The following is a 26,844-nucleotide window of genomic DNA, read 5'->3' on the forward strand; positions in this document are numbered from 1 at the left end:
GTGAACGACGAGCCCGGCGCGCAGGACCCCGGCACAGCACTGCACTACGACGAGGAGCAGCTCGCCGCTCCGGTGTCGCTGACAGCCCTCATCAACCAGGGCGTCATTCACGACTTCGTCATGCTCAGCGCCCTGCGCGAGACCCGCGCCGCCCAGGCCGCCATCACCCAGGCGATCGATGTCCTGCGTACCGCACCCGTGCTTCCGGCTGTCAGATGAGGTCGGTCGTGGCCGCGAGGCGGGTGGCGAACTTCGCGAGGCGCTCGCCCTGGTAGCGGGCCGCGGCCAGGGTCTCCTCGCTGACGGCGCCGCTGCTGGCCGGGTGCGAGGTGCCGTACGGGTTGCCGCCGGCGCCGAAGACGACCGGGTTGGTGAAGCCGGGCGAGACGATGACCGAGCCCCAGTGGTGGAACGTGTTGTAGAGGGCGAGCAGCGTGGACTCGTTGCCGCCGTGGGCGTTGTGCGCGCTGGTGAAGCCGGTGGCCGGCTTGTCGGCGAGGGCGCCCTGCTGCCAGAGGCCGCCCGTGGTGTCGAGGAACTGCTTGAGCTGGCCCGCGATGTTGCCGTACCGGGTCGGCGAGCCGATCGCGTACGCGTTGGCCCAGACGAGGTCGTCCAGGGTGGCGACCTCGACGTCCTCGGTGTCCTCGACGTGCTTGCGCCAGGCCGGGTTGGAGTCGATGGCCGCGTCGGGGGCGAGCTCGGGCACCCGGCGCAGGCGGACCTCGGCGCCCGCCTTCTCGGCGCCTTCGGCCACGGCCTTCGCGAGCTCGTGGACGTTTCCGGTGGAGGAGTAGTAGACGACCGCGACCTTGGCGCTCATGGTGAGGACCCCATCTATAAGTGGATTGCTATCCGGTTCGATGGGTGAGAGTAAAGCGGATAGTCATCCGGTTGGCAAGGGGTGTCCGGTAGCCTCTGGGTATGAGCCGCATCGAACTCCCGGTCACGGGACAGGCCCCGCCCGAGCGCGCGGACGCCGCCAGGAACAGGCGGAAGATCCTGGACGCGGCCGCGCGGCTGGTCGCCGAGCAGGGGCCGGACGCCGTGACCATGAACGCCGTCGCCCATGCCGCGGGCATGGGGGTCGGGACGGTCTACCGCCGCTTCGGCGACGTGAGCAGCCTGCTGTTCGCGCTGCTCGACGATGACGAGCGGCGCTTCCAGGAGGCCTTCATGAGCGGGCCGGCCCCGCTCGGCCCCGACGCGCCGCCCGCCGTCCGGCTGCGCGCCTTCCTGCACACCCTGGCCGAACGGCTCGTCGAGCAGCGTGCGGTGATGGCCGTGGCGGAGGCCGCGTCACCGGGCGCCCGGTACGCCAGCGGTGCGTACCTGACCATGCACACGCACGTCGCCATGCTGGTGCGCCAGACACGCCCGGAGGTGGATGCGGCGGTGCTGGCGCACCTGCTGCTCGCCCCGTTCGTGCCGAGCCTGTTCGAGCACCTCACGGCGCGGGACGTGCCGATCGGGCAGATCAAGGACGGCATCGATGCGCTGCTCATACCTTGAATCGGGAGCGGATCGAGGACCGGCGGGGGCCGGGTGAAGGGGGACGGATGACCAGGGGGCGGATGACCAGGTGGGGGCTGCTCGTCGAGCAGAACCACGGTCAGGGCGGCCAGAACCGGATGTGGTCGGTGGACGTGCTGGGCCATGTCGAGGGCACCCGCGACGAGGCCCTGGCGGAACTCCGCCGCCGGGCCGAGACGTTCGTACCGATGCATCCCCACAAGGTGCGCCGCCGGGTGGTGTACCGGACCGGGGACGGCTTCCTGGCGGTGCTGGACGGTGCCTGGCAGGTATTCCACTGCCGGTTCTCGGTGGCCGAGCAGCTCTACGACAGCGCGGCTCCGCCGGAGCCGGCCCCCGAGCCACGGCCCGAGCCGTGAGCCCCGGCCGCCCCCTGGGCGGCGCGGGCGAACCCGAAGCCCCCCGCGCCGCCCGCCGCGCCGCCGGAGGCGTGGGACGCGGACGTGCCGGCCTCCCCGTCGTGGCTGGACCGGGAAAACCGGGAGTGATCAACTCCATGTCATGATCTACCCTGATCTGGATTTCGAACCTGTTCAAGGTTCGCACCAGACCAAGGGGGGAACGGTGCACCGTCGCCGTCTCATGTTTTCCGCTGCCCTCGTGGCGGCGGGTGTAGGCCTCGTTCCGGGCCTGGCCCACGCAGCGGACCCGGTGGCGCCCGCCGCCCGCGCGGTGTCCGCTCCGCAGTCGGAGCCGGCCAAGGCCAAGGCGGCCAACGTCCAGACCTTCGCCAGTCCTGCCGACCGTACGGTCCGCACGCCGCTGCCCGGATCCGGGGCCGGGGCGGCCACCGCGCGGGCGCAGGACGCGTCGCGTGACGCCTACCTCGCGATCGACCTGAAAGCCACCGCGCCCACCGCGCACTCGATCGACCTGCGGACCCTCGTCACGGGCGAACCCGCCGAACTCGACATCACCATCGCCTGGGGCGACGGGGCCACGGACCGGCTCACCGCCTCCAGCTCGGGCTCCGACTGGCGGAACACCGAGCACAAGTACGCCAAGGTCGGCACGTACACCGTCACGGTCACGGTGAAGGACACCACGAACGGCGTCCAGGCCGTGAACCAGCTCGACTTCGTCACCTCGGGCAGCGAGTACACCCCGCACGCGCCCACCCGGCTCCTGGACACCCGCGCGGGCCTCGGCGCCGCGCAGGCCAAGGTCGCGGGGCGGGGCTCGGTGGTCCTGAAGGTCGCGGGCGCCGCCAAGGTTCCCGCCGGGGTCAGGGCAGTGGCCCTCAACGTCACCGCCACCAACGCCGCGGGAGCGGGCCACGTCGTGGTCCAGCCCCACTCGTACGGCTTCGATGAGGGGTCGAACCTGAACTACGTCGCGGGGCAGACCGTTGCGAACCAGGTCGTCGTGCCGGTCGGCGAGGACGGCTCCGTGCAACTGATCAACGGCGGCTGGGATCCGGTCGACCTGATCGCCGACGTCACCGGTTATTTCACGGCGACGACCGCCAGCGGCTACACCACGCTGGACCCGGTCCGCGCCGTCGACACCCGCGAGGGTCTCGGTACGGCGAAGGGCCAGGTCCCCGGTTACGGCACCTTCGGGGTCGACATCGCCGGGCGCGGGGGCGTACCGAAGGGCGCCACCGCCGTGGCGCTCAACCTGACGGCCACCAACCCCCGGGCGGCCGGGCACCTGACCGCGTACCCGAGCGGTCAGGCGGCGCCGGCCACGTCGAGCGTGAACTTCACCGCCGGTCAGACGGTCGCCAACTCGGTGATCGTGCCGATCGGCCCCGACGGGAAGATCACCGTCCGCAACGGCAGCTGGGACCGGGCCGACGTGGTGGCCGACGTCGTCGGCTACTACAGCACCGACAGCAGGTCCGCCCTCGTGTCCATCGGGGGGCCGTACCGGATCATGGACACTCGCAAGGACAGCTGGGGCGGCCGGAAGGCCGGGCCGATCCCGGCCCGTACCCACCTCGCCGTGCAGCTCGACGGCGATACGACGAACTCCGACATCGACGGCTGGGTGCTGAACACCACGGTCACCAACACCACCGGGACGGGCTTCCTTTCGGTCGCCGCCGACCCGAACACGTGGCCCGACTACCTGAAGGGCACCGCGGTCACACCGCAGCGGCCCGTCTCCTCGTCCCTGAACTGGACGGCGGGCGCGACGGTCTCGAACCTGGTGCAGACGTCCGGGGGCAAGGGGGGCATGGTCGACTTCTGGAACCAGGGCTGGCAGGACATCGACCTGGTCTTCGACCTGCTCGGCTGGTACCAGACGGTCTGATCCGCCGACGGGTACGCGGAAGGGGCGGTGCGCCGTAGGGCACACCGCCCCTTCGGCACAGCCGTGCGGTCGGCGCTCAGTCCGAGGCTTCCACCGGGCTTATCTCGAACATTCCGCACACCCGCAGGTTGTAGGGGATCTCCACGGCCACGCCGCTGTTCGGCGGGTAGACCTTGACGTAGGCCGACGTCTGCCGGCAGTTCGGTGAAGCGGACCGGCTGTTGGTGCGCATGATGGCGGTCACCGTGTCGTCGGGGCCGAGGAACACCGTGCTGATCGGCTCGCCGGTACGGATCGCGGAGGTGCCGATCTGGCGGTGCCGGGCATCGGTGACGCTGACGCCCGGGTATCCGCGCAACGCGCAGGTGTGACCTGTGGTGTTGGTGAACAGGATCGGGTAATTGACCGACCCCCCGGCGCGTTCACGCGCGCCGACGGCCAGGTCCAGGTCGGCCACACGGCAGGTCGGGGTAGCCGCCGGCAAGGCGGATGCCTGGGTGGCGCCGACCAAGGCGCCGGTGGTTGCGAGCAGGGCTGCGGAAGCGATGGTCGCCGCCCGGGTCAGGACGTTGCTCATGGGCCAACTCCTGTGCCAGTGAAGGAATCTGTCCGCATCCGGGCACGACGGAACCCGCACGACGAGACCCAGGGGGTTCGGTGTCCGGTTCCGGTTCGACGTGCCGTCTACGGGAGAGGTGCTCGCACTCTCGCGGATGCCCGATGGGGCGGTGCACTCCCGCGGTTGAAAAGTGCGGGCCTGATGGCACCATTCTAGCGGCCCGGGGTCTTTGCGACCTTTCGGCGGCGCTCACGCCGAAGGGGCGGCGCGCACGATGCGCACCGCCCCTTCGCACTGCTGCCCGGAACGGCCTAGAGGAACGAGTTGATCTCGATCGTCTCGGTACGGCCGGGGCCGACGCCGATCGCGGAGATCGGGGCGCCCGACATCTCCTCGAGGGCCTTCACGTACGCCTGGGCGTTCTTCGGGAGGTCCGAGAACGTCTTGGCCTTGGTGATGTCCTCGGACCAGCCGGGGAGGTTTTCGTAGATCGGCTTCGCGTGGTGGAAGTCCGTCTGCGAGTACGGGAGCTCCTCGACGCGCTTGCCGTCGATCTCGTACGCGACGCAGACCGGGATCTCCTCCCAGCCGGTCAGCACGTCCAGCTTGGTGAGGAAGAAGTCCGTCAGACCGTTCACGCGGGTGGCGTAACGGGCGATCGGCGCGTCGAACCAGCCGCAGCGGCGGTCGCGGCCGGTGGTCACGCCGCGCTCGCCGCCGATGCGGCGCAGGTCCTCGCCGTCCTGGTCGAACAGCTCGGTCGGGAACGGGCCGGCGCCGACGCGGGTCGTGTAGGCCTTGAGGATGCCGATGACGCGGCTGATCTTCGTCGGGCCCACGCCGGTGCCGGTGCAGGCGCCGCCGGCGGTCGGGTTCGAGGAGGTGACGAAGGGGTACGTGCCGTGGTCGACGTCGAGCAGGGTGCCCTGGCCGCCCTCGAACAGCACGACCTTGTCCTCGTCGAGCGCGTTGTTGAGGATCAGCGTGGTGTCGGCGACGTACGGCTTGATCTGCTCCGCGTACTGGAGCATCTCCTCCACGATCGCGGCGGCCTCGATGGCGCGGCGGTTGTAGAGCTTCGCGAGGAGCTGGTTCTTGCCCTCGAGCGCCGCTTCGACCTTCTGGACGAGGATCGACTCGTCGTACAGGTCCTGGACGCGGATGCCGATGCGGTTGATCTTGTCCGCGTACGTCGGGCCGATGCCGCGGCCGGTCGTACCGATCTTGCGCTTGCCGAGGAAGCGCTCGCCGACCTTGTCGAGGGTGACGTTGTACGGCGTGATCAGGTGCGCGTTACCACTGATCAGCAGCTTGGAGGTGTCGATGCCGCGCTCGTTCAGACCGCGCAGCTCGGAGAGCAGGACGGCCGGGTCGACGACGACGCCGTTGCCGATGACAGGGGTGCATCCGGGGGAGAGGATGCCGGAAGGGAGAAGGTGCAGCGCGTACTTCTGGTCGCCTACGACGACCGTGTGGCCGGCATTGTTGCCGCCCTGGTAGCGCACCACATAATCAACGGATCCACCGAGCAGGTCGGTGGCCTTTCCCTTGCCCTCGTCACCCCACTGAGCTCCGAGCAGCACAAGAGCGGGCACAGGCGTACACCTCTTCCGGATGGGGCATGTCCAAGGTCAGGGGGCGTACGACGATGTACACCGCAGGCTGAGCCGTCGGACCGGTGCCCCGGAATAGACGAAGGCCCTGGCGCAATAGCGCAAGGGCCTCTTGCACAAAGATGCTACCCGAGGAAGGACCGAGGTGTCGGCTCCAGAGCCCACCATGAGCCATGCGGGCGCGCCGGTAGGCGGCCTGCTCGTGCTCGTCGACCCGGTCGCCCGCCGTCTTGACGGCGAGTCCGTGCGGATCGCGAAGGATGTTCTGTCAGCGGGCGCGGCAGCGAAAATCTGCCTCCCGGACTCGCAGGAGGAGTTTGCGCGGGCACTTGCCCGCCGGGGTCATCGGCAGCCGGTGATCGTGGGCGACGACCGGGCGCTGGTACGGGCCGTGGGGCTGCTGTACCGGGCGCGGGGGCTGGGCGAGGGCGCCCTGTCGCTGGTCCCGGTGGGGCCCGCGGGCTCGCTGGGGCTGGCCCGGTCCCTGGGCGTGCCGCTGTCCGCGGTGGCGGCGGCGCGGTCGGTGCTGGACGGGTCCGTCCGGACGCGCGACCTGCTGGTGGACGACAGCGACGGGGTGGTGCTCGGGGATCTGCGGATTCCACCCGTCCGGGCGGTACCGAGGCCGTCCGTCTGGAGTGCGTACCGCTCGCTGGTGCGGACGCTGGTCCCGTCGGGGGCTCCGGCGGGTCACCGGCTGCGGGTGGAGGTGGACGGGCGGGTCCTGGTGGACGTGGACCGGGTGGTGGAGGACCTGCGGGTGGTGCCGGTGTCGTCCGACGGCGTGGCGGAGGTGACGGTCCGGGTGGCCGGCGGACCTTCGCTGCTGGCGAGGGCGGGTTCGGTGACGGTGTCGGGGTCCGACTTCCGCTACCGGGCGGACGCGCTGGTGGCGGGCCCGGTCCGGCGCCGCACCTGGACCCTCCGCCCGGCGGCCTGGTCCCTGACGGTCCCCCGCTGACCCGTGTGCCCGGCGGGGCCTGCCCGCCGGGCAGGCCCCGCCGGCGTTCGGGGCGTGGGTTCCCCCGGACGGAGTCCGGGGGAGGGTCCGGGCCCGCCTGGGCTCGGCCAGGGGCTACGGGAGGTCCAGGGTGGCCCGGTGGGCCCGCCAGCGGTCCATCATCCCGGCCATCTCACCCTGCAGGAACTCGAAGAACTCCGCCGTCTCCGCCATCCGCACGCCCGCCGGGCTGTTCGCGCCGAGCCCGGCGACACCGTCGCGCAGCGTCTTCTCGAAGAGGGTCAGCACCTGGTCCCGCCGGGTGAACGTCGCGTACCAGAGCTCGTTGTGCAGCACGTACCGGTCCCGCCGCGAGCCCGGTTCCCGCTCCCGGCTGATCATGGTCACCTGCGTCAGGTACGCCACCGCCCCCGACACCGCCGCCGGACTGATCTGCAGCGCCTCGCTCAGCTCCGCCGACGTCATCGCCCCGCTGTCGCTCGCGAGCAGCTGCGCGAAGACCCGTGAGGCCATCCGCTGCATCCCCGCCTCGGTGAGCTGCGCGGCGAACCGCTCCACGAAGCGGGAGACCGCTTCCTCGCTCCGTACGTCGTGGGCCTGAGCCTGCGCCTGTACATCCATGTCGTCCGCCACCCTCGCGACTTTATACGTTTTCCTAGCTTCACAAGTTTGTGAAAGTAGCGTACGTTCAGAATCATGACGAAGGCAATCAGTGTCGCCGGACTGCACAAGGCGTTCGGCCGCACCCACGCACTGGACGGACTCGACCTCTCCGTCGCCACCGGCGAGGTCCACGGCTTCCTCGGCCCCAACGGCGCCGGCAAGTCCACCACCATCCGGGTCCTGCTGGGCCTGCTGCGCGCCGACTCCGGAACCGCCGAGCTGCTCGGCGGCGACCCCTGGGCCGACGCGGTGGAACTGCACCGCCGCGTCGCCTACGTCCCCGGCGACGTCACCCTGTGGCGCAACCTCTCCGGCGGCGAGGTCATCGACCTCTACGGGCGGCTCCGGGGCGGCCTGGACCGGGCCCGGCGCGCCGAGCTCGTCGAGCGGTTCGAGCTGGACCCCACCAAGAAGGGGCGTACGTACTCCAAGGGCAACCGGCAGAAGGTCGCGCTCGTCGCCGCCTTCGCCTCCGAGGCCGAGCTGCTCATCCTCGACGAGCCCACCTCCGGGCTGGACCCGCTGATGGAGGAGGTCTTCCAGGCCTGTGTCGCCGAGGTGCGCGCCGCCGGTCGGACCGTCCTGCTCAGCTCGCACGTGCTCAGCGAGGTCGAGACCCTCTGCGACCGGGTCAGCATCATCCGCAAGGGCCGCACGGTGGAGACGGGCACGCTCGCCGATCTGCGGCACCTGACCCGTACGTCGATCAGCGCTGAGCTCGCCGGCCCGCCGAACGGCATCGCGCAGCTGCCGGGCGTGTACGACGTGGAGGTGCAGGGGCTCAAGGTCCGCCTCCAGGCCGACACGGACAAGCTGGACGCCGTGCTGCGCTCGCTCGTCGAGTCCGGTGTGCGGTCGCTGACCTCGACCCCGCCCACGCTCGAGGAGCTCTTCCTGCGGCACTACGCGGACGACGCGAACGCGAACGCGAACGGGAACGCGAACGCGAACGGGATCCGGAACGGGAACGCGAAGGCGGGCGTGTCGCGATGAGGAACCAACTGGCCGGCACCGGAACGCTGCTGCGGTTCGCGCTCCGCCGCGACCGCGTGATGACGCCCGTCTGGATCATGGTCGTGGCGATGACGGTGCTCAGCCTGCCCGCCTCGCTCGAGTCGGTGTACGGGACGGCCGCCGAACGGGCCCGCCTGCTCGGCACGATGAACACCAACGGCTCGCTGCGCGCCCTGTACGGCCCGGTCTTCGGCGACTCGATCGGCGCTCTGACCGCATGGCGCGGCGGGATCTTCGCCGGGGTGCTCGCCGGGATCATGAGCCTGGTCGTCGTGGTCCGGCACACCCGCGAGGAGGAGGAGACAGGCCGTCAGGAGCTGCTCTCCGCCGCGATGGTGGGCCGGCGGGCCCCGCTGACGGCCGCGCTGCTGGCGGCCCTGACGGCCAATGCGCTGGCCGCGCTCCTGGTGACGGGCGGACTCGCCGGGCGCGGTGCGGGCGGTGCACTCGCCCTCGGGCTGGGCATCGGCGCGACCGGGATGCTGTTCGCGGCCCTGGCCGCCATCGCCGCGCAGCTCACCGAGAGCGCGCGGCTCGCCAAGGGGCTCACAGGTGCACTGATCGGCGCGGCGTTCGTGCTGCGCGCCGCCGGGGACGCCGGGAGCGCCGGGGGTTCGAGCGCGCTGACCTGGGTGTCGCCGCTGGGCTGGCTGGAGCACGTACGGGCCTTCGCGGCCGAACGCTGGTGGGTGCTGGGCCTGTTCGCGGCGGCCGTGGCGGTGCAGGTGGCGGCGGCGTACGCGCTGGCCGGCCGCCGTGACCTCGGCATGAGCTTCCTGCCGGCCCGGCCGGGCCCGGCGGAGGGCCGGCTGGGCAGCGCGGGGGCGCTGGCCTGGCGGCTCCAGCGGGGCAGCCTGATCGGCTGGAGCCTCGGGTTCCTGGTGGCCGGGGTGGTCTTCGGCGGGATGACGGACGGGGCCACGCAACTGGTCGGCGACAACGCCCGGACCCGCGAGATCATCGAGCTGATGGGCGGGCAGAGCGGTATCGCCGATGCCTTCCTCGCGACGATGGCCGGGATGCTCGGCATGGTCGCCGCCCTGTACATCGTCTCGGCGGTACTGCGGCTGAGTGGCGAGGAGTCGGGGCAGCGCGCCGAACCGCTGCTCGCGAATGCGGTCGGCCGGCTGCGGTGGGCCGGCGGCCACCTGGCCGTGGCGTTCGGCGGCTCGGCGCTGATCCTGCTGCTGGCAGGGCTGGGGCTCGGCATCGGGCACGGCCAGGGCGTCGGTGCGGCGGTGGGCGCGACGCTCGCCCAACTCCCGGCGGTGTGGGTGATCGGCGCCCTCGCGGCCCTCCTGCACGGCGCCGCCCCGAAGTACGCGGTGGCCGCCTGGGCGGTGGCCGGGGCCGCGCTGACGCTGGGCTGGATCGGCCCGGCGCTGAACCTCCCGCAGGCCGTCCTGAACCTCTCGCCCTTCGCCCACCTGCCCAAGCTGCCGGGCGCGGAGGCCCTGGCCTGGGCCCCGTTGCTGGTGCTGACCGCGCTGGCGGCGGCCCTGCTGGCGGCCGGCCTGACGGCACTCAGCCGCCGCGACCTGGCCGCCTAGGTCTTCCTCAGAACTCCACGAGGAGTTCTTCCAGACCGCGGATGACGTACCCGTCCCGCCACCGAGGCTCTCTTACGAGCTTCAGGGGCGGGACTCCGTCTGCCAGCAGGGCCCCGAACGAGGCGGTCAGCTCGCGGCGCGCGAGCGGAGCGCCCAGGCAGTAGTGGATCCCGGCCCCGAAGCTCAGATGCGGATTGTCGGCCCGTTCGAGGTCCAGGGCGTCGGGGTCGTCGAACCGGGCAGGATCCCGGTTCGCGGACCCGAAGAGCAGCGCGACCTCGGCTCCGCGGGGGACGACCGTGTCGCCGATCCGGATGTCGTCCAGCACCCAGCGCTCGAACATCTGCAGGGGAGTGTCGTAGCGCATGAGTTCATCCACAGCTGTGGACAACTTTTCGGAATCGAGCGAGGCGCGCTGCTCGGGGTGCCGGAAAAGGGTCCACCAGCCGTTGACGGTGGTGTTCACGGTGGCCTCGTGGCCGGCGTTCAGCAGGAGCACACAAGTGGAGATCATCTCCTGCTCGCTGAGCCGTCCCTCCTCATCGTGGGCGGCGATCAGACCGGAGATCAAATCCTCGCCGGGCTCCTTGCGCCGCTCCGCGATCAGCTCGCGCAGATAGGCGCTGAACTCCACGCTCGCCCGTACCGCCCGCTGCGCGGTCTCCTCGTCCGGCCGGAGCTCGTACATCCCGCAGATGTCCGCCGACCAGGGCCGCAGCAGCGCCCGGTCCGCCTCGGGCACCCCGAGCAGCTCGGCGATCACCGCCACGGGCAGGGGCTCGGCGACTACGGTCAGCAGGTCCCCGCCCCCGTCGGCGAGGAGCTGCCCGACCAGCTCCCGGGCGAGCCGGTCCACGGCGGGGGCGAGCTGCTCCACGGTCCGCGGGGTGAACGCCTTGGACACCAGCCGCCGCACGCGTGCGTGGGCGGGATCCTCCAGGTCCAGCAGGCCGTTCCCGTTGAGGACGTGGAAGGGCTCGTGCTCCGGAGGCGGGGCCTCGCGCCCGAACTCCTCGTGAGAGAACCGGTGCAGGTAGGTCCGGCCCAGCCGGCGGTCGCGCAGCAGCGCGCTCACATCGGCGTGGTGCGGCACCAGCCACTGCCCGGTGGCCTCGAACCACAGGGCACGGCCCTGCTCGCGCAGCTCCCGGTAGGCGGGGTACGGATCGGCGACAAACGCGGCATCCCACGGATCAAAGCCCATCCCCGCAGCCTAGGACGTCACCCCGTACAAGGTGTGACCCGTCGTCATGTTGCTCACGCCGTCATGCTGCTGTTGCTCACGACGGCGTCACCAGACGGGTCTCGTAGGCGAAGACCGCGGCCTGGGTGCGGTCGCGCAGGCCCAGCTTCACCAGGATCCGGCTCACGTGCGTCTTGATCGTGGACTCCGCGACGATGAGCCGGTCCGCTATCTCCGCGTTGGACAGCCCCTGCGCGATCAGCACCAGCACCTCCGTCTCCCGCTCCGTCAGCTCCCCGACCCCCGCCGGATCCGCGAGCTTCGGCGGGGTCGAGAGCTTCGAGAACTCCAGAATCAGCCGCTTGGTGACCGTGGGCGCCAGCAGCGCCTCACCGGACGCCACCACCCGCACCCCGTCGGCCAGCTGCCGCGCCGAGGCGTCCTTGAGCAGGAACCCGGAGGCCCCGGCCCGCAGGGCCTGGTACACGTACTCGTCGAGGTCGAAGGTCGTCAGGACCAGCACCTTCGCGTCCGTGTCGGAGGCGACGATCTCCCGTGTCGCCTCCAGCCCGTTCATCACCGGCATCCGGATGTCCATCAGCACCACGTCCGGCCGCAGCGCCGCCACCTGGGCGATGGCCTCGCGGCCGTCCACCGCCTCGCCGACCACCTCGATGCCGTCCATCGCGTTCAGCAGGACGGAGAAGCCCTCCCGGACCATCATCTGGTCGTCGACGATGAGGACCCTGATCGTCATGCCGACTTCCCCGATTCCTGCCCTGACCCCTGCGCCGACTCCTGCGCCCCGTCCTGGCGTCCGCGCACCGGTATGAACACCGCCACCTCGTACCCGCCCGCCGCGGTCGCCCCGGCCGTCATCTCCCCCTCCAGCATGGCCACCCGCTCCTGCATCCCGGTGATCCCGTGCCCGGCGCCCGTCGAGGGCCGCACATCCCCGGTCGCCGCCGCATTGACGACCCGTATGCCCAACCCGCCCAGCACGTACGAGACCTCGACCGAGGCCGCCGCCCCCGGCGCATGGCGCAGCGTGTTGCTCAGCGCCTCCTGGATGATCCGGTACGCCGACAGCTCGACGCCCGGCGGCAGCTCCCGCACCGCACCCGTGACCGTCTTCTCCACGCTCAGCCCGGCCTCCCGCACATTGGCCAGCAGCCCGTCCAGCGAGGCCAGCGTCGGCTGCGGGGCATCCGGCGCCTCGTAGTCCGCGGAGCGCACCACACCCAGCACCCGGCGCAGCTCCGTCAGCGCCGCCACCGCGTTCTCCCGGATGGTGACGAACGCCGCCTCCAGCTCCGGCGGCGGATTCTTCACCCGGTACGGCGCGGCCTCCGCCTGGATCGCCACCACCGACATGTGGTGGGCCACCACGTCGTGCAGCTCCCGCGCGATCGTCGTCCGCTCCTCCAGCAGCGTCCGCCGGTCCCGCTCGACGGCCGTCACCTCCTGCTGCGCGCTGACTTCCTGCTCCGCCTCCCGGCGGATGTTGCGGACCGTGACCACCAGCAGGGAGACCGCCAGGAGGAAGGCCATGGGCATGATTTCGACGGGCTCCCCCCGGCCGAGCACGACCGGTATCGCGATCCCGATCCCCAGGGTGATCACCCACATCCAGCCGGCCGCCCGGGGCCTGGTCCGCATCGCCGCGATGGTCACCGTGACGAAGTAGCAGGCGAAGGCCCCCGGCGACCAGGGCCACACGTCGTTGTTGGAGCCGACCACCGCGAGCACCCCGGTGGCGGCCCCGGCCGCCCAGAACGCCCCCACGGGCCGCACCAGGGTCATCAGCACCGGCGTGGCAGCGATCAGCCCCATCACGAGCGAGCTGCTCGGTGCGACGAACTCGTCGGTGTTGGTGGACGTGAGCATCACGACGAAGAACGCCAGGAAACCCACGACCGCATGCGGCAGATGGGCCAACGACGGCCGTATCCGCTCCGGCAGCCGCCGCGTCACCGGCCCGTCGGTGCGCATCGGCGACAGCGGCCGGTACGCGAAGGCGTCCGTGATCAGATCCTGGCGCAGGCTCTGGAGCAGGCCGGAGGCCATCCGGAACTCGGGTGTCCGGGGGGTCGCCCGGGAGGTCGTCTCGGTCATACACACACCGTAGGTCGGCCGCCCCCTCGTCCGCGTCGCCGCTGAAGGGGATATCCCGGCCTCCCTCTCAGGTACTACCCGGGCTACTCAGTAGCCCGTCGGACGGATCAGCCCCGTCTCGTACGCGAACACCGCGGCCTGGGTGCGGTCCCGCAGGCCCAGTTTCACCAGGATCCGCCCCACATGGGTCTTCACGGTCTGCTCGGCCACGACCAGGTGCCCGGCGATCTCCGCATTGGACAGGCCCTGCGCGATCAGCGACAGCACCTCGGTCTCCCGCTCGGTCAGCTCGTCGATCCGCGCCTTCGAGGGTGCCCGCGGCGCCCCCATCCGGGAGAACTCCGTGATCAGCCGCTTGGTGATGTTCGGCGAGAGCAGCGCCTCGCCGGCCGCCACCACCCGGACCGCCTCCGCGAGCTGGTCGGCCGATGCGTCCTTCAGGAGGAAGCCGGAAGCCCCCGCGCGCAGCGCCTCGTACACGTACTCGTCGAGGTCGAAGGTGGTCAGCACCAGCACCTTGACCGTGGCGTCCGGGGCGGCCGTGATGACGGAGGTGGCCTCGATGCCGCCCATCCCGGGCATGCGGATGTCCATCAGGACCACGTCCGGGCCGAGTTCGCCGACCTTCGCCACCGCGTCGGCGCCGTCCACGGCCTGGCCGACGACCTCGATGTCGGGCTGGGCGTTGAGGAGGACGGTGAAGCCCTGCCGGACCATCATCTGGTCGTCGGCGATCATCACCCTGATCGGGTCGGCCGGAGTGCTCATGCTTCCTCTTCGTCCTTCTTCGTCTCGGGATCCATGGGGAGCACGGCGCTCACCTCGTACCCGCCGCCGGGGCGCGGACCGGCGGCGAGTTCGCCCCCCAGCATGCCCGCCCGCTCCCGCATCCCCAGCAGACCATGCCCGGCGCCGTGCGAGGGCGGCGCCGGCCGGGTCGGGGCGCTGTTGGCGATGCACAGGTGCAGTTCGCGCGGCCCGTACGCGATGCCGACCTCCACCCGCGAACCGGGCGCATGGCGCAGACAGTTGCTCAGCGCCTCCTGCACGATCCGGTACGCGGTGAGCTCGACGCCCGGGGCGAGCGGCCGCCGGATGCCCGCGATCTCGGTGGTGACGGCCAGCCCCGCGCTGCGCACGTTGTCCACGAGGCCGTCCAGTTCGGCGAGGGTGGGCTGCGGATGGTGCGGGTTCGCCGGATCGTCCGGCTGCTCGGAGCGCAGCACGCCCAAGACTCGGCGCAGTTCCGTCAGGGCCTCCAGGGCGTTCTCCCTGATGCCGGCCAGGTTTTCCTTGAGCTCCTCGGAGGGGTTCTCCACCAGGTGCGGGGCGACCTGCGCCTGGATGGAGATCACCGACATGTGGTGGGCGACGACGTCGTGCAGCTCGCGGGCGATCCGGTTGCGCTCCTCCAGCAGGGTGCGCTGGGCCCGCTCCTCCTCGGTGAGCGTCTCCTGCTCGACGAGCTTGCCCCGGGCCAGGCGCGTGGCCCGCAGGGCGTACCCGAGGATGCCCACGAACCCGAAGAGAATGGCCACGCCCGCGACGACGGTCTGGCTCTGCGGCGGCCTGAGCACGGCCTCGGCCAGTCCGGACAGGGCGAGCGTGATGCCGATGACCCAGACGGTCACCCGGGGCGGCACCCGCAGCGCGACCATCAGGATCAGGGGCGCGAACGTGAACGGCCCGGCGGGCGTCCAGGGCCAGGACTGCCCCTGACCGACGTGGTCGTGGATGGCCCAGGCGACCAGAGCCGCGGTGACGAGGCCGAGCCACCATGCGGCGATCGGCTGGACCATGCTGAGCAGGATCGACGCGGACGTCAGCAGCGACAGCCCCAGCACAGCCGCGCCGAAGACCCCGTAGTGGTCATTCAGCTGCATCCCCGTCAGGACCCCGCAGGGGATGGCCGCGTAGGTGAGGACCACATGCGGCAGCCAGGCCAGCCAGCGAGGCCGGGACATCTTCGGGAGGGGATCCCGCTTCAGCGTGAACAGCTCCCGGGCCAGGCCGTGCAGCAGGAAGGTGCGGTGCTCGGCGGCGGGCGGCTCGGTCTGCTGGTTCACGCCGTCCAGCCTATGCATGGCTGATCACCTCGTCGGCTGCCGCCCGGGCTCGGGGCACCGTCCGGGAGCCCGTGACCGGGCGGGAGGAGGTGGTCCGCTTCGGCCGTCTGGTCTGCTCGTACGTGCGGAACGCGGCCCAGCAGACGCCCAGCGCGGCGGCGAACACCGGCAGCCACAGCAGCCGGGCGGCTATCCACTGCGCGGAGTCGGGCACGGTGTGCAGTCCGGGCAGATCTGCGGGGGCCAGCAGCCCGAGGGCGGTGACGGCCATCATCGCGGTCTGGTGCCACAGGAAGATCGTCATCGCGGACAGGTTCATCAGGGCCACCTTCGCCCAGGCCCGGGGCCGCTGCATGGCACGGTCCAGCGGCCCGCGGAGCAGCAGGGCCAGCCCGCACTGGGCCAGGCCGAAGGCGACGGCGGCCAGCGTCGGCGGGTTGAGGTTCGATATCGGGGCCCCGGGGACGCCGACCATGGACGCCGGGTACCCGCCCCACATCACCAGCGCGGCGGTGGCGGCCGCGCCCCCGGCCACCAGCAGCGCGGCCGGGGTCCGCCGGGCGAACGCCCCGCGGGACCAGGCGGCGCCCAGGGTGTAGGGGACGAGCCAGCCGGCGGCCACATTGACCCAGCCGATCCACTCGGGCCCGCCGAGGCCGAACCGCCACACGTCCACGCCCGCCACCACCGCCAGCGGCCACAGTGGATTGAGCCGGGCCACGAGCGGGGTGGCGGCGGTGAGCACGGCGAAGACGAGGAGGAACCAGAGGGGGGAGAGGACGAGCTTGACCAGGGTCTGGACGGTGCTCAGTTCCGCCCCGCCGAGCAGCATCCCGCCCGCAGTGACGGCCCAGAGGGCGAGCACCGCGGCGACCGGCCGGAACAGCCGGGACAGCCGCTGCCCGACCCACGCCCCGTACGGGATCCCGCGCTCCCGCGCCGAGGCGTGGCCGCGGGCGGCGACATGGCCGCCGACCAGGAAGAACACGGCCAGCGTCTGGAACAGCCAGGACACCGGCGCCAGCCAGGGCAGGTGGGCCAGCGGACTGGTGGTGCTCAGGCCGCCGTCGGCGGTGGTCAGGGCGGTCACCAGCCAGTGGCCCAGCACCACGCCGAGGATGGCGAAGGCCCGCAGCGCGTCCACGGTCCGGTCCCGGCCGGGCGGTGTGCCGGCGTCGATGCGGTCCGCGAGGACGGACCAGCGGGCGCGGAGCTTACGCACGGGGTACCTCCGGGGTGGTCGGGGCGGCGGTGGCCAAGGCGATGCGGGTCAGGCTGTCGAGGGACGCGGTGCCGGGCTTGAGGTAGTCGCTGTGCCCGCCGGAGCCGGCGTCGAAGGGCCGGGCTCCGAAGGCGGGGTCGACGGGGTCGGTGCCGAAGCCGACCCCGCCCAGGCGGACATGGGGGACATGGCCGATCCAGTCGGCGCCGCCCCGCCCGGCCCAGACCCGGGCGCCGGTCGGCAGCTCGGCGGCGGATCCGGCGCCCGTGCCCGGGCTGCCGAACAGGGCGATGTCGGTGACCTGGGGGCCGGTGCCGGTCCGGGCGCAGACCACCGAGCCGTACGAGTGGCACAGCAGCGAGAGCCGCGCGCCGGGTGCGGCGGCCTGCCCCAAGCGGTCGAGGAAGGGGCCCAGTTCGGCGGCGGCCGCATCCGCCCGGTCCGCGGTCAGGACGGTCGTGCTGACCGTGCCGGGGGTGTCGTACCCGAGCCAGGCGACCACGGCGGAGCGCGGGTGCTCGGCCTGGAGGCGCTGCTGCAGGGCGACCGCCCCGGCACGGAACCTCTGGTAGGTGTCCAGCGTGGTGTCGGAACCGGGCACCAGGACGGCGACCCGGTCGGCGGTCTCCAGATCGCCGATCACCTCGACGGCCCGCCCCTTGCCGCGGCCGTCGAAGGCGAGGAACCGGGCCGTCCCGTCGGCCTCCATGGCTCGCAGCTTCGCGGCGCGGCCCGTGCGGCCGGCGTCCTGCGCCATGCGGGCCGCCTCGGCGAGGTTGCCGCGGTTGCCGGCGTACCGGTCAGGGAGCGCGGTGTGTTCGGCGAAGGCGACGGGCGCGGGTGCGGGGACATCGGGAGAGGCAGCGGCGGACACGGGGAGCACGACGGCCGCGGCGACGAGGCCGGCCAGCAGGGTACGACGCAGACGGCCGCGGGGGCGTCCGGCACGGCCGCCATCGGGGCGTCCTGCTGTGCGTCCTGCGAGGCGTCCTGCGGGGCGGGTCATGTCGGGTCCCTGTTCCTTCGCTCGATCCAGAGGGGGCTGAACTCGCGAGGGGCTGACCTCGCGTCTTCTCTGGTACCGAAGTTAGGAATTGAGGGGCATCGTCGGCGTCCCGCTGGGGAACGGCCTTTTCGGATAGCTCTCAGGTATGACAGGGGAAACCTGAGAGCCACGGGAGCAGCGGGCGGTCATCCTTCGGGAGGTATCCCGCAGGCGGTCGACTAAGGTCCCGGGATGACCAACGGCAACAGCGGGAACCACAAGGCCAGTCACTGCGCCGACTGGCGCAACGACCGTATAGGCAGCGCGCATCGGGGCGAGAACCCGACCGTCCTGCGCCGCCTCGACCAGGGATTCGCCGTGATCGGCGACCGGCAGTTCCTCCCCGGGTACGCGGTGCTGCTGACCGACGACCCGTCGGTCACCCGGCTCTCGGACCTGCCCCGGGCGCGCAGGACGGCGTACCTCGCCGACATGGACCGCCTCGCCGAGGCCGTCGAACGGGCCTGCCGCCGGCTCGACCCCGCCTTCCGCCGGGTGAACATCGAGATCCTGGGCAACACCGACCCGTACCTCCACGCCCACATCTGGCCGCGCTACGAGTGGGAGCCCGCCGACATGGTCCGGATGCCGGTGTGGCTGTACGAGCAGGAGGAGTACTGGAGGGGGAGCCGGTACGAGCTGGCGGACCGGCACGACGCGCTGCGCGTAGCCATCGGGGAGGAGCTGGACCGGCTCGCCGAGGGCTGAGCCCCGGCCCGTACGCCGCGAGTACTGCGACTACGCGGCTCAGTCTGCCACCAGCGGCTCCGCGAGCGGTTCGACGAGGGCCGCACGCCAGCGGGGGGCCGGGTCCTGGCCGGGGCTGGTCCAGTACTCGCGGGCGCCGACGATCTCTCCGTCCTGGACGGTCCACAGCGACACGGCGCGGTAGACGACGTGCTCCTGGGGGATCTCCACCTCGGTGACGACGAGGTCGCCGTCCGCGAGGATGCGCAGGAGTTTGACGGATCTCTCGTCCGTGTAGGCCTCGTCGCTGTTCACGGCGATGAAGTTGTCCCGGCCGACGATGCGTTCGCCGCTGACGGGCCATTCGATGACTGCGTCCTCGGCGATGAGACGGGATACGGCGGGCCAGTCGCGGGCGTCGATCCGCTCCCACAGTTGAGTTATTACGGTCAGCGGCTCCATGGGGGGCAGTGTGCGATGGGGGCGACGGGGGCAACAAGCTTTGCCTGCAGGATTATTGACCTCGACATAATCCGGTACGGCGGCCGTCCGCCGCCCGCATCACGCGTCGGCCAGCAGCGTGTCCACGGCCTTCGTGAGGCGGTCCAGGACCTGGACCGTTTCCGCGAAGGCGGCCTCGCCCAGTTCATCGGCCAGGCGGGCGGCCAGGGCGGCGTGGGCCGGGGCGATGCGGGCGACCGCGGCGCGGCCCTCCTCCGTCGGGCGGAGCAGCTTCGCGCGCCGGTGGGCCGGGTTCGGGACGTACTCCGCGAGGCCCTTGGCCGCCAGCAGGTCCGCAATGCGCTGGACGCTCTGCCGGGTGATGCCCATGACCCGGGCGATGCCCGCCACCGGCAGGGGCTCCTGGAGCACCGCGCCCAGCACCTGCCACCAGGCCGCGGTCAGCCCGGCCGGCCGGGCCAGTTCCTCCGAGAGCGCGAGGAACCGGCCGTTCAGCCCGAACACCCCGAGCGCGGTGCGGCTCAGCAGGTCCTGCCGGGCCCGTACCGACAGGGGTTCCGGCGGGGAGTCAGGCATCCCCGCGCTCCGCAGCCGCCATCAGGACCGGGAACGCGCTCGCGTCCGAGTCGTGGAACAGGCGGTACCAGGCGTCCAGGACATCCGGCTTGTAGACGTCCAGCCGGGCGAAGACCTCCCGGGCGAAGGCCACCGGTTCCGTCGGGCCGGCCGTGATCAGGTCGCCGTCCGTCACCGCGTCGGCCTCGACGTACCGCTCGGCGCCCGCGTAGCCCTGCTGCTGCGCCAGGTAGAAGGAAGCCGCGCTGGTGTGGGCGCGGGCGTCGAGCAGGCCCTCCCGGGCGAGCCCTGCCGTGGCTCCGCAGATCGCCGCGACCGGGACCCCGGCCGCCAGGAACTCGCGCGCCTTCGCCGCGAAGGGGGCCAGGTCGTTGCCGGAGTCCCACAGCGAGGCGCCGGTCAGGATGAGGAGCGAGGAATCCTCGGGGGAAAGGTCCGCGAGGGCCAGGTCGGGCTGGATGCGGACGCCGCCCATGGTGGTGACCGGCGCTCCGGCGGCGAAGCCGACCGTACGGACCTGGTGGCCGCGCTGGGCCAGGTGTGCCGTGGTGTGCCCGGTCTCCCAGTCCGCGTACGTGTCGTAGACCGCCAAGTGGACCGGCCTGGTGGGGGGAGTGGTCATCTCGTCGCCTCCTCCATCTGCTCTTCCTGGTGTATGACAGCAGACTGTCATAACGGCAGTGTGCTGTCAATATGCTGTCAATATGCTGTCAATCAATGCCTTCCGTGCAGACACGTGCAGACAGACTGCCGAGGCCCGGCCCCCACCCGCAGACAGTCCGCCGATATCCCTTCCCACCTGCGCACTTTTAGCGTGGCCGCATGACCCCTCACGTCGCCTCCGACGCCCTCGGCACCTCCCGCGCCGACGGCGCGGCCGTCAAGGCCGCCGACCGCGCCCACGTCTTCCACTCCTGGTCCGCCCAGGCCCTGATCGACCCGCTCGCCGTCGCCGGGGCCGAGGGGTCGTACTTCTGGGACTACGACGGCAACCGCTTTCTCGATTTCTCCTCCCAGCTGGTGAACACCAACATCGGCCACCAGCACCCCAAGGTCGTCGCCGCGATCCAGGAGCAGGCCGCCCGGCTCTGCACCCTCGCGCCCGGCTTCGCCGTCGACGTCCGCTCCGAGGCCGCACGCCTCATCGCCGAGCGGACCCCGGGCGACCTGGACAAGGTCTTCTTCACCAACGGCGGCGCCGAGGCCGTCGAGAACGCCGTACGGATGGCCCGGCTGCACACCGGCCGCCAGAAGGTGCTCTCCACGTACCGCTCGTACCACGGGGCCACCGCCGCCGCGATCAACCTGACCGGCGACCCGCGCCGCTGGCCCTCCGACACGGCCGCCGCCGGGGTCGTGCACTTCTGGGGCCCGTTCCTCTACCGCTCGGCGTTCCACGCCACCACCGAGGCCGAGGAGTGCGAGCGCGCCCTCGCGCACCTCGCCGACACCATCGCCTTCGAGGGGCCGGCGACCATCGCCGCGATCATCCTGGAGAGCGTGCCCGGCACCGCCGGGATCATGACCCCGCCGGCCGGCTACCTCGCGGGCGTACGCGAGCTCTGCGACCGCCACGGCATCGTCTTCATCCTCGACGAGGTCATGTCCGGCTTCGGGCGGACCGGCAAGTGGTTCGCCGCCCAGAATTGGGGGGTCACCCCCGACCTGATCACCTTCGCCAAGGGCGTGAACAGCGGGTACGTGCCGCTCGGCGGCGTCGCCATCTCCGGCGCCATCGCCGAGACGTTCGCCACGCGCCCCTACCCCGGCGGCCTGACGTACTCCGGCCACCCCCTGGCCTGCGCGGCCGCCGTGGCGACGATCAACGCCATGGAGGAGGAGGGCGTCGTCGAGCACGCCGCCCACCTCGGCGAGAACGTGATCGGCCCGGCGCTCGCCGAGATCGCCGAGCGGCACCCGTCGGTCGGCGAGGTCCGCGGCCTGGGCGCCTTCTGGGCCCTGGAGCTCGTACGGGACAAGGAGACGCGCGAGCCGCTCGTCCCCTACAACGCGGCCGGTGCCGACAACGCGCCGATGGCCGAATTCGCGGCGGCCTGCAAGGCCTCCGGCCTGTGGCCCTTCGTGAACATGAACCGGACGCACGTCGTCCCGCCGTGCACCATCACGGAGGCGGAGGCCAAGGAGGGCCTGGCCCTGCTGGACGAGGCGCTGACGGTCGCGGACCGGCACACCACGTCCGCATGATCGACGGCAGCTGATCGACAACGGTCCGCGAACGGTCCGCGTTCGATCGGTTTCAGCCGAGCTGCCTGGCCTAAGGTGTCCGAAGTTCACTTAAGGAGACGGACCCTTATGTCAGGCAGCGGCGCTGTCACCCGCAACACACTTCGCCAGCAGATCGCGGACGCGCTGCGTGACGAGGTGCTCGCGGGACGCCTGCCACCGGGCACCGAGTTCACGGTCAAGCAGATCGCCGAGCAGTACGAGGTCTCCGCGACCCCCGTGCGCGAGGCACTGGTCGACCTCGCGGCCCAAGGGCTGCTGGAATCGGTACAGCACCGGGGCTTCCGCGTGCGCGTCTACACCGTGGACGACTACCGGGGGATGATCGAGGCCCGTACGCTCATCGTGGACGGGATCTTCCGGCGGCTCGTCGAGCGCGGCACCGCGCCCGGCTCTGGCGAAATGCTGGTGTCGGTGCGCCGTCGTGCCGAGGAGGCGTGCCGGGCCGCGCAGAGCGGCTCGCTCGAAGTGCTGATCGGCTACGACCTGCGCTTCTGGAGGGAGCTGAGCGGGCTGGTCGGCAACACGTACATCTCGGAATTCCTGCACCGGATCCGGGTGCAGTGCTGGGTCTTCGCCGTACCGCACCTGAAGGCGGCGCCGGATCTCCATACCGGACTGTGGTCCGGCCACAACGAACTGGTCGACGCGGTGACCCGCGCCGACGCCGACGAGGTACGCAGCCTCGTGTACGCGTACAACCGGCACGGGCTGGACTGGGCCGCGGGCCTGAAGGCGGTCGGCGCATGACCGGCCAGGCAGCGACCGGCGGGACCGACACCGGCGCGACCGGCACCGAGGCTGCCCCGGCCTGGCTGGGTGCCGTCGGGCTCTCCGTCGTCATCCCCGCCCACGACGACGAGCACCGGATCGGCGCGACCCTCGACGCCGTCCGCGAGCACCTCGACGCCCGCCTCGGCACCGGACCTGGCGACTGGGAGCTCCTCGTCGCCGACGACGGCTCCGCCGACGCCACGGCCGCCGTAGTCGAGGCCGCGGCCGCCGACGAGCCCCGGATCCGGCTGGTTCGCTCCGAGCACCACCGCGGCAGGGGCGCCGCGCTGCGTGCCGGAGTACTGGCCTCCGCCGGGGAGCGGGTGCTGCTGACCGACGCCGGGCTCGGGACGCCCCTGGCCGAGCTGGACCGGCTGGAGCAAGCCCTCGGCCAGGAGGGCCAGGAGAGCCAGAAGAGCCAGAAGAGCCAGAAGAACCGGAGCGGCGGCGAGCCCGCGGCCGCCGCGCTCGGCCGGACGGGAAACCGCCTGGTCCGAGCCCTGGGCATCCCCGGGATACCCGGCTTCCGCTCCGACACCTGCGGCTTCGCGCTCTTCGACGGGGACCGGGCGCGCGCCGCCTTCGGCGCCTCCGTCCTCGACGGCCCGGCCATCGACGCCGAGGTGCTGCGCTGGGTGCGCCACCAGGGCTGGCCCGTGGCCGAGGTACCCGTGGGCCGCACTGCGCATCCGACGCCCGAGCCCAAGCCCGCGGCCAAGCCCCGCCGGACCGCCGGCGACCGGCGCCGCGCGCTCGCGGAGCTGTTCCGGCTGAACGCCGGCGGCCTCGCCGTCGCCGCCGTCTTCCTCGTGCTCTCCGGTTACGTTTTCCACGGCCTGTGGGCGGATCTCGACGGCCGCTACCTGAAGGACGCGCTCCAGGACCAGAACCAGTGGGAGTGGTTCGTCGGCGTCGCCACCGACAACATCACCCACCTGCGCAATCCGCTCTTCACCACCGCCCAGGGCATGCCCGACGGCGTGAACCTGATGGCCAACGCGACCATGCTCGGCCTGACCGTCCCGCTGATCCCGGTCACGCTCCTGTTCGGGGAGACCGTCACCTTCGCGCTGGTCCTCACGCTCGGCATGGCTGCCAGCGCCTGGACCTGGTACTGGCTGATCCGCCGCCGCTTCGTGCACAGCCGCTGGGCCGCCGCCGCGGGCGGGGCGCTCGCCGCGTTCGCGCCGCCGATGGTCTCGCACGCCAACGGCCACCCGAACTTCGTCGTCCTCTTCGCGATCCCGCTGATCATCGACCGGGCCCTGCGCCTGTGCGAGGGTCGCAACGTGGTCCGGGACGGCGTCCTGCTCGGCCTGTTCGCGACGTACCAGATCTTCCTCGGCGAGGAGCCGCTGCTCATCGCCGCACTCGGCATGCTGGTCTTCTCGCTGGCGTACCTGCTGGTCGACCGCCGGCGCGCCCTCGAGGCCGCGCGGCCGCTGGGCCTCGGCCTGGTCATCGCCGCCGGCGTCTGCGTGCCGCTGCTGATCTTCCCGCTGTACTGGCAGTTCTTCGGCCCGCAGAGCTACCACTCGGTGCTGCACGGGGACAACGCCGGGAACAGCCCGCGCGCCCTGGTCGAGTACGCCGCCCGCTCCCTCTTCGGCGATGCCGAGACGGCGGGCCGGCTCTCGCTGAACACCACCGAGCAGAACGCCTTCTACGGGTGGCCCCTGCTGGCCTTCGGCGTGGCCGTGTGCGTGTGGATGTGGCGGCGTACGGTCGTCCGCGCCCTCGCGATCACCGGCGCCGTGGCCCTGCTGCTGTCGCTGGGGCCGTGGGTGCCCGTGCCGCGGACGGACGTCGTGCTGCCGGGGCCCTGGCAGCTGATGGTGAAGCTGCCGCTGTTCGAGTCGGTGATCGAGGGGCGCGTGGCGATGGTGTGCGCCCCCGTACTGGGCGTACTGCTCGCGCTCGCGCTGGACCGGATCGTACGGGTCCGGACGCGCGAGCTGCGCACGCTCGGCCTGCTCGGGGTGGCGGCCGCGCTGATCCCGGTGCTGCCGCTGCCGCTGGCCGTTCGGGAGCGGGCGCCGGTGCCGGCGTTCATCGCCTCGGGCGCGTGGAAGGGCTACGTCAAGGACGGCGAAGCACTGGTTCCGGTACCGCTGCCGGACCCGGGCCAGGCGGACGCGCTGCACTGGCAGGTCGAGGCGGACTTCGGCTTCCGGCTGGCCGGCGGCTACTTCAACGGCCCGTGGGGGCCCGACCGGATCGGCATCTACGGGGCCACTCCGCGGCACCTCTCGAACCTCCTGCGGGACGTCCGGTACGGGGCGCAGCCGCCGGAGATCACCCCACAGTGGCGGGAGCAGGCCCGGCAGGACCTGGAGTTCTGGAAGGCGGGCGCGGTCGTGCTGCCGCTCCAGGACCGGGAGGCCGAGCTGCGGGGCATGATCAGCGAGCTGCTGGGGCGGCAGCCGGAGAAGGTGCAGGACGTATGGGTCTGGAGGGTGGGTCCGGGGCAGGTGTAGCGGGCGGCTGAGGAGCGGGTTCTGCCTGGTTGTGGCCCATGTTCCGGCGCCGGTTCGCCAAGGGTTCGGCTACAGGTTCTGCGCAGCCCTTCGCGGAGGGTGTTCGGCGCACTACGCTGGCCGAATCGGCGACAACGACTGATCGGAGCCCGCGTGGCCTGTGACCTGTGGCTTGTCCCCCTTGTCGACGTGCTGTGCCACAGCCCCGACAACCCCTTCGCGGAAGAGATCGCCTCGTACGACAAGGCGCTGGGCGAGGCGGGGCTGCCGTCCGTGCCCGTGTTCGCGTACATGCCGGGCCTGAGCGGGGACGTGGCCCCCGTCGCCGGCTTCGACTACGACGCCCTGCACTTCCTGCGGCGGGCGTACCTGCTGCAGATCTGCGGGCTGCCGGTGACGCCGGTGGACGAGCTGGGCGGGGACTACGAGCAGCTGCTGGAGATGTTCGAGCCGACGGCGCAGCAGTCGCATCTGGTGTGGCACTACGACCATGCCGGGGCGTACGTGCCGGTGGACTTTGCGGTTCCGCTGGCCAACGAGGAGCTGTTGGCCGGGGGCGGGCCGCTGGGATCGGCGCAGGGGTTGCTGCGGGAGCTGATGGTGGTGGCGCCGGCGATCGGGATCGACCCGGGGAATCCGCCGGTGGCGCCGGTGGCGCCGGGGCGGGCCACGTCGTTGGAGGAGCCGGCGGGGCCGATTCCTTATGACGAGAGTCCTTTTGCGCGGGAGCGGCATGTCTGGCTGGGGCTGCATGCGGCTGCGACGCGGAGCCTGGGCCAAGGGTCGATGATCATCTTCAGCTGAGCCGGCCGCTGCCGCCGCCCCTTTCCGCGGGGGCCGCCGGGGCGGGGGCATGGTTTCCGCTGTGCGGAGTCTCTCCCCGCCCCGCCCTTTCTCCGTATCCCGAGGCTCTCCCCCAAACCCCGCGTCCGACTGCGGCGCCGCTGTCGGGGGCGCCGCCCCCGAACCCCCGCGCCTCGAACGCCGGAAGGGCTGGATTTTTCAGCGGGGTTTTTCAGCGGGGTTGTTCAGGAGGGCGTTGGCGGGGCATGTTCGGGCGGGTGCCCGGGGGGAGGGGGAAGCGGGTCGGGGGGAGGCCTGCATCGGCCCGGGACGACGGGGCGCCGAGCGACTGCATCACCAGCGGCGCCGGGCCCGAGGAGAACTCCACCATCCACTCCGCGGTCTCGGACCGCACCAGCTCCGTCACGTCCTCCGAGAAGCGCCGCAGGACGGTGAGGCAGCGCTCCGCCGCCTCGCTCGCCGTGCCCTCCGTGGGGCCCAGGACCTCCCGTACGTTCTCCGAGGCCCAGTCGAACTGGAGCGTCTGGAGGCGGCGCTGGACCGCCTGCGCCGTCGCCACGTCCCGCATCCAGCCCGACGTCAGGCCGAAGAAGCGGTCGCAGGCCAGGCAGGCCGCGGCCAGCAGCAGCGACAGGTAGCCGTACGGCATCGCGCCCGTGGCGGATCCCGTGAGCTCCAGCAGCGGCACCGAGGCACCTGCGACCGCCCCCACCGCCGCGCCGACCCGCAGGATCCGCGCGCCCCGGCGCTTCCACGCCCGGTCGGACAGATACCACTCCGCGGTGCGCAGCGCATCGGCCTCGACCCGCCGGTAGAGCTCGTCCAGCCGCTCGGCCGGCTCGCCCCAGTCCCCGAGGGGGAACGGCCCGCCGGTCAGATCGCCCGCCGCCATCGGTCCGCTGCCCTCCTCCCGGGAGTCCCGGGGTTCCCGGGGATCCCGGGGTGGCCCCTCGGGCTGCATCTCCGGCTGGCTCACCCGGCACTCCCTCTGCCTGCGCTGACGTGTGGTGGTGCGCGTGTGCGCAATGATGCGCATG

Annotated in this window: 27 protein-coding genes; 12 read left to right on the forward strand and 15 right to left on the reverse strand. The window is 72.0% G+C overall.

Annotated features, from left to right (window positions below):
• On the forward strand, nt 1–219 hold the full coding sequence (locus tag AB0M76_RS02865) for a hypothetical protein (RefSeq protein ID WP_365951395.1): 219 nt from the start codon (nt 1–3) through the stop codon (nt 217–219).
• On the opposite strand, the gene wrbA is transcribed toward AB0M76_RS02865, so the two are convergent.
• Nucleotides 212–823: an NAD(P)H:quinone oxidoreductase gene (gene wrbA, locus AB0M76_RS02870; protein ID WP_365951191.1), complete on the reverse strand. Its 612-nt coding sequence runs from the start codon at nt 821–823 to the stop codon at nt 212–214. The genes AB0M76_RS02865 and wrbA overlap by 8 nt on opposite strands.
• A gap of 101 nt (nt 824–924) precedes the next feature.
• Here wrbA and AB0M76_RS02875 point away from each other — a divergent pair, with 101 nt between their 5' ends.
• The 3 genes from AB0M76_RS02875 (at nt 925) to AB0M76_RS02885 (ending at nt 3,792) form a co-directional block, all read left to right on the forward strand.
• Complete coding sequence (locus AB0M76_RS02875; protein ID WP_365951192.1) at nt 925–1,512, forward strand: helix-turn-helix domain-containing protein; 588 nt, start codon at nt 925–927, stop codon at nt 1,510–1,512.
• Nucleotides 1,513–1,559: 47 nt separating this feature from the next.
• A complete protein-coding gene (locus AB0M76_RS02880) occupies nt 1,560–1,892 on the forward strand; it encodes a hypothetical protein (protein WP_365951193.1) in 333 nt (110 codons plus the stop codon).
• Nucleotides 1,893–2,115: 223 nt separating this feature from the next.
• A complete protein-coding gene (locus AB0M76_RS02885; protein ID WP_365951194.1) occupies nt 2,116–3,792 on the forward strand; it encodes a PKD domain-containing protein in 1,677 nt (558 codons plus the stop codon).
• 76 nt (nt 3,793–3,868) lie between these two features.
• Here AB0M76_RS02885 and AB0M76_RS02890 read toward each other — a convergent pair whose 3' ends face one another.
• Nucleotides 3,869–4,369, reverse strand: coding sequence for a DUF4232 domain-containing protein (locus tag AB0M76_RS02890; RefSeq protein WP_365951195.1), 501 nt, complete (start codon nt 4,367–4,369; stop codon nt 3,869–3,871).
• Between the two features lie 293 nt (nt 4,370–4,662).
• A complete protein-coding gene (locus AB0M76_RS02895; RefSeq protein ID WP_365951196.1) occupies nt 4,663–5,946 on the reverse strand; it encodes an adenylosuccinate synthase in 1,284 nt (427 codons plus the stop codon).
• 163 nt (nt 5,947–6,109) lie between these two features.
• Between AB0M76_RS02895 and AB0M76_RS02900 the strand changes: the two genes are divergently transcribed.
• Entirely contained in the window at nt 6,110–6,925 is an 816-nt protein-coding gene (locus tag AB0M76_RS02900; protein WP_365951197.1) for a diacylglycerol kinase, read from the forward strand.
• 114 nt (nt 6,926–7,039) lie between these two features.
• Here the strand turns inward: AB0M76_RS02900 and AB0M76_RS02905 are convergent, their stop codons facing one another.
• Nucleotides 7,040–7,546, reverse strand: coding sequence for a MarR family transcriptional regulator (locus tag AB0M76_RS02905; protein ID WP_365951385.1), 507 nt, complete (start codon nt 7,544–7,546; stop codon nt 7,040–7,042).
• 75 nt (nt 7,547–7,621) lie between these two features.
• Here AB0M76_RS02905 and AB0M76_RS02910 point away from each other — a divergent pair, with 75 nt between their 5' ends.
• A complete protein-coding gene (locus AB0M76_RS02910; protein WP_365951198.1) occupies nt 7,622–8,581 on the forward strand; it encodes an ABC transporter ATP-binding protein in 960 nt (319 codons plus the stop codon).
• Nucleotides 8,578–10,152, forward strand: coding sequence for an ABC transporter permease (locus tag AB0M76_RS02915; RefSeq protein WP_365951199.1), 1,575 nt, complete (start codon nt 8,578–8,580; stop codon nt 10,150–10,152). Before AB0M76_RS02910 ends, AB0M76_RS02915 begins: the two co-directional genes overlap by 4 nt.
• A gap of 7 nt (nt 10,153–10,159) precedes the next feature.
• On the opposite strand, the gene AB0M76_RS02920 is transcribed toward AB0M76_RS02915, so the two are convergent.
• From AB0M76_RS02920 to AB0M76_RS02950, 7 genes are all read right to left on the reverse strand, one after another.
• Entirely contained in the window at nt 10,160–11,356 is a 1,197-nt protein-coding gene (locus AB0M76_RS02920; protein ID WP_365951200.1) for a cytochrome P450, read from the reverse strand.
• Nucleotides 11,357–11,432: 76 nt separating this feature from the next.
• A complete protein-coding gene (locus AB0M76_RS02925; RefSeq protein WP_365951202.1) occupies nt 11,433–12,092 on the reverse strand; it encodes a response regulator transcription factor in 660 nt (219 codons plus the stop codon).
• A complete protein-coding gene (locus AB0M76_RS02930; RefSeq protein ID WP_365951203.1) occupies nt 12,089–13,450 on the reverse strand; it encodes a histidine kinase in 1,362 nt (453 codons plus the stop codon). Before AB0M76_RS02930 ends, AB0M76_RS02925 begins: the two co-directional genes overlap by 4 nt.
• A gap of 87 nt (nt 13,451–13,537) precedes the next feature.
• Nucleotides 13,538–14,218 carry a response regulator transcription factor gene (locus tag AB0M76_RS02935; RefSeq protein WP_266996099.1) on the reverse strand — a complete coding sequence of 227 codons (681 nt, stop codon included), beginning with the start codon at nt 14,216–14,218 and terminating at the stop codon, nt 13,538–13,540.
• Nucleotides 14,215–15,516, reverse strand: coding sequence for a sensor histidine kinase (locus tag AB0M76_RS02940; protein ID WP_365951204.1), 1,302 nt, complete (start codon nt 15,514–15,516; stop codon nt 14,215–14,217). The genes AB0M76_RS02935 and AB0M76_RS02940 overlap by 4 nt, the downstream gene beginning before the upstream one ends.
• A gap of 10 nt (nt 15,517–15,526) precedes the next feature.
• Nucleotides 15,527–16,738 carry an acyltransferase gene (locus AB0M76_RS02945; protein WP_365951205.1) on the reverse strand — a complete coding sequence of 404 codons (1,212 nt, stop codon included), beginning with the start codon at nt 16,736–16,738 and terminating at the stop codon, nt 15,527–15,529.
• The gene (locus tag AB0M76_RS02950) at nt 16,731–17,744 is read right to left on the reverse strand and encodes an alpha/beta hydrolase (protein WP_365951206.1); all 1,014 of its coding nucleotides are present in this window, start codon (nt 17,742–17,744) and stop codon (nt 16,731–16,733) included. The genes AB0M76_RS02945 and AB0M76_RS02950 overlap by 8 nt, the downstream gene beginning before the upstream one ends.
• Nucleotides 17,745–17,975: 231 nt before the next feature.
• On the opposite strand from AB0M76_RS02950, the gene AB0M76_RS02955 reads away from it, so the two are divergent.
• Entirely contained in the window at nt 17,976–18,491 is a 516-nt protein-coding gene (locus AB0M76_RS02955; protein ID WP_365951207.1) for a diadenosine tetraphosphate hydrolase, read from the forward strand.
• Between the two features lie 39 nt (nt 18,492–18,530).
• Here AB0M76_RS02955 and AB0M76_RS02960 read toward each other — a convergent pair whose 3' ends face one another.
• From AB0M76_RS02960 to AB0M76_RS02970, 3 genes are all read right to left on the reverse strand, one after another.
• A complete protein-coding gene (locus AB0M76_RS02960; RefSeq protein ID WP_266665449.1) occupies nt 18,531–18,932 on the reverse strand; it encodes a nuclear transport factor 2 family protein in 402 nt (133 codons plus the stop codon).
• A 99-nt stretch (nt 18,933–19,031) separates the two neighbouring features.
• Nucleotides 19,032–19,508, reverse strand: a complete 477-nt coding sequence (locus AB0M76_RS02965) for a MarR family transcriptional regulator (protein ID WP_365951208.1) — start codon at nt 19,506–19,508, stop codon at nt 19,032–19,034.
• The gene (locus AB0M76_RS02970; RefSeq protein ID WP_365951209.1) at nt 19,501–20,130 is read right to left on the reverse strand and encodes a DJ-1/PfpI family protein; all 630 of its coding nucleotides are present in this window, start codon (nt 20,128–20,130) and stop codon (nt 19,501–19,503) included. Before AB0M76_RS02970 ends, AB0M76_RS02965 begins: the two co-directional genes overlap by 8 nt.
• A 200-nt stretch (nt 20,131–20,330) precedes the next feature.
• On the opposite strand from AB0M76_RS02970, the gene AB0M76_RS02975 reads away from it, so the two are divergent.
• From AB0M76_RS02975 to AB0M76_RS02990, 4 genes are all read left to right on the forward strand, one after another.
• The gene (locus AB0M76_RS02975) at nt 20,331–21,713 is read left to right on the forward strand and encodes an aspartate aminotransferase family protein (protein WP_365951210.1); all 1,383 of its coding nucleotides are present in this window, start codon (nt 20,331–20,333) and stop codon (nt 21,711–21,713) included.
• A gap of 108 nt (nt 21,714–21,821) precedes the next feature.
• Complete coding sequence (locus AB0M76_RS02980) at nt 21,822–22,502, forward strand: GntR family transcriptional regulator (RefSeq protein ID WP_365951211.1); 681 nt, start codon at nt 21,822–21,824, stop codon at nt 22,500–22,502.
• Nucleotides 22,499–25,003: a glycosyltransferase gene (locus AB0M76_RS02985; protein ID WP_365951212.1), complete on the forward strand. Its 2,505-nt coding sequence runs from the start codon at nt 22,499–22,501 to the stop codon at nt 25,001–25,003. Before AB0M76_RS02980 ends, AB0M76_RS02985 begins: the two co-directional genes overlap by 4 nt.
• Before the next feature lie 153 nt (nt 25,004–25,156).
• Nucleotides 25,157–25,807, forward strand: coding sequence for a hypothetical protein (locus AB0M76_RS02990; RefSeq protein WP_133897356.1), 651 nt, complete (start codon nt 25,157–25,159; stop codon nt 25,805–25,807).
• A gap of 211 nt (nt 25,808–26,018) precedes the next feature.
• Here AB0M76_RS02990 and AB0M76_RS02995 read toward each other — a convergent pair whose 3' ends face one another.
• Nucleotides 26,019–26,783 (reverse strand): SLATT domain-containing protein, encoded by a 765-nt coding sequence (locus AB0M76_RS02995; RefSeq protein WP_365951213.1) that lies wholly within the window; start codon nt 26,781–26,783, stop codon nt 26,019–26,021.
• Nucleotides 26,784–26,844 lie beyond the last annotated feature (61 nt).

It is taken from the genome of Streptomyces sp. NPDC051364 (genome assembly GCF_040682115.1).
Classification (GTDB): Bacteria; Actinomycetota; Actinomycetes; order Streptomycetales; family Streptomycetaceae; genus Streptomyces.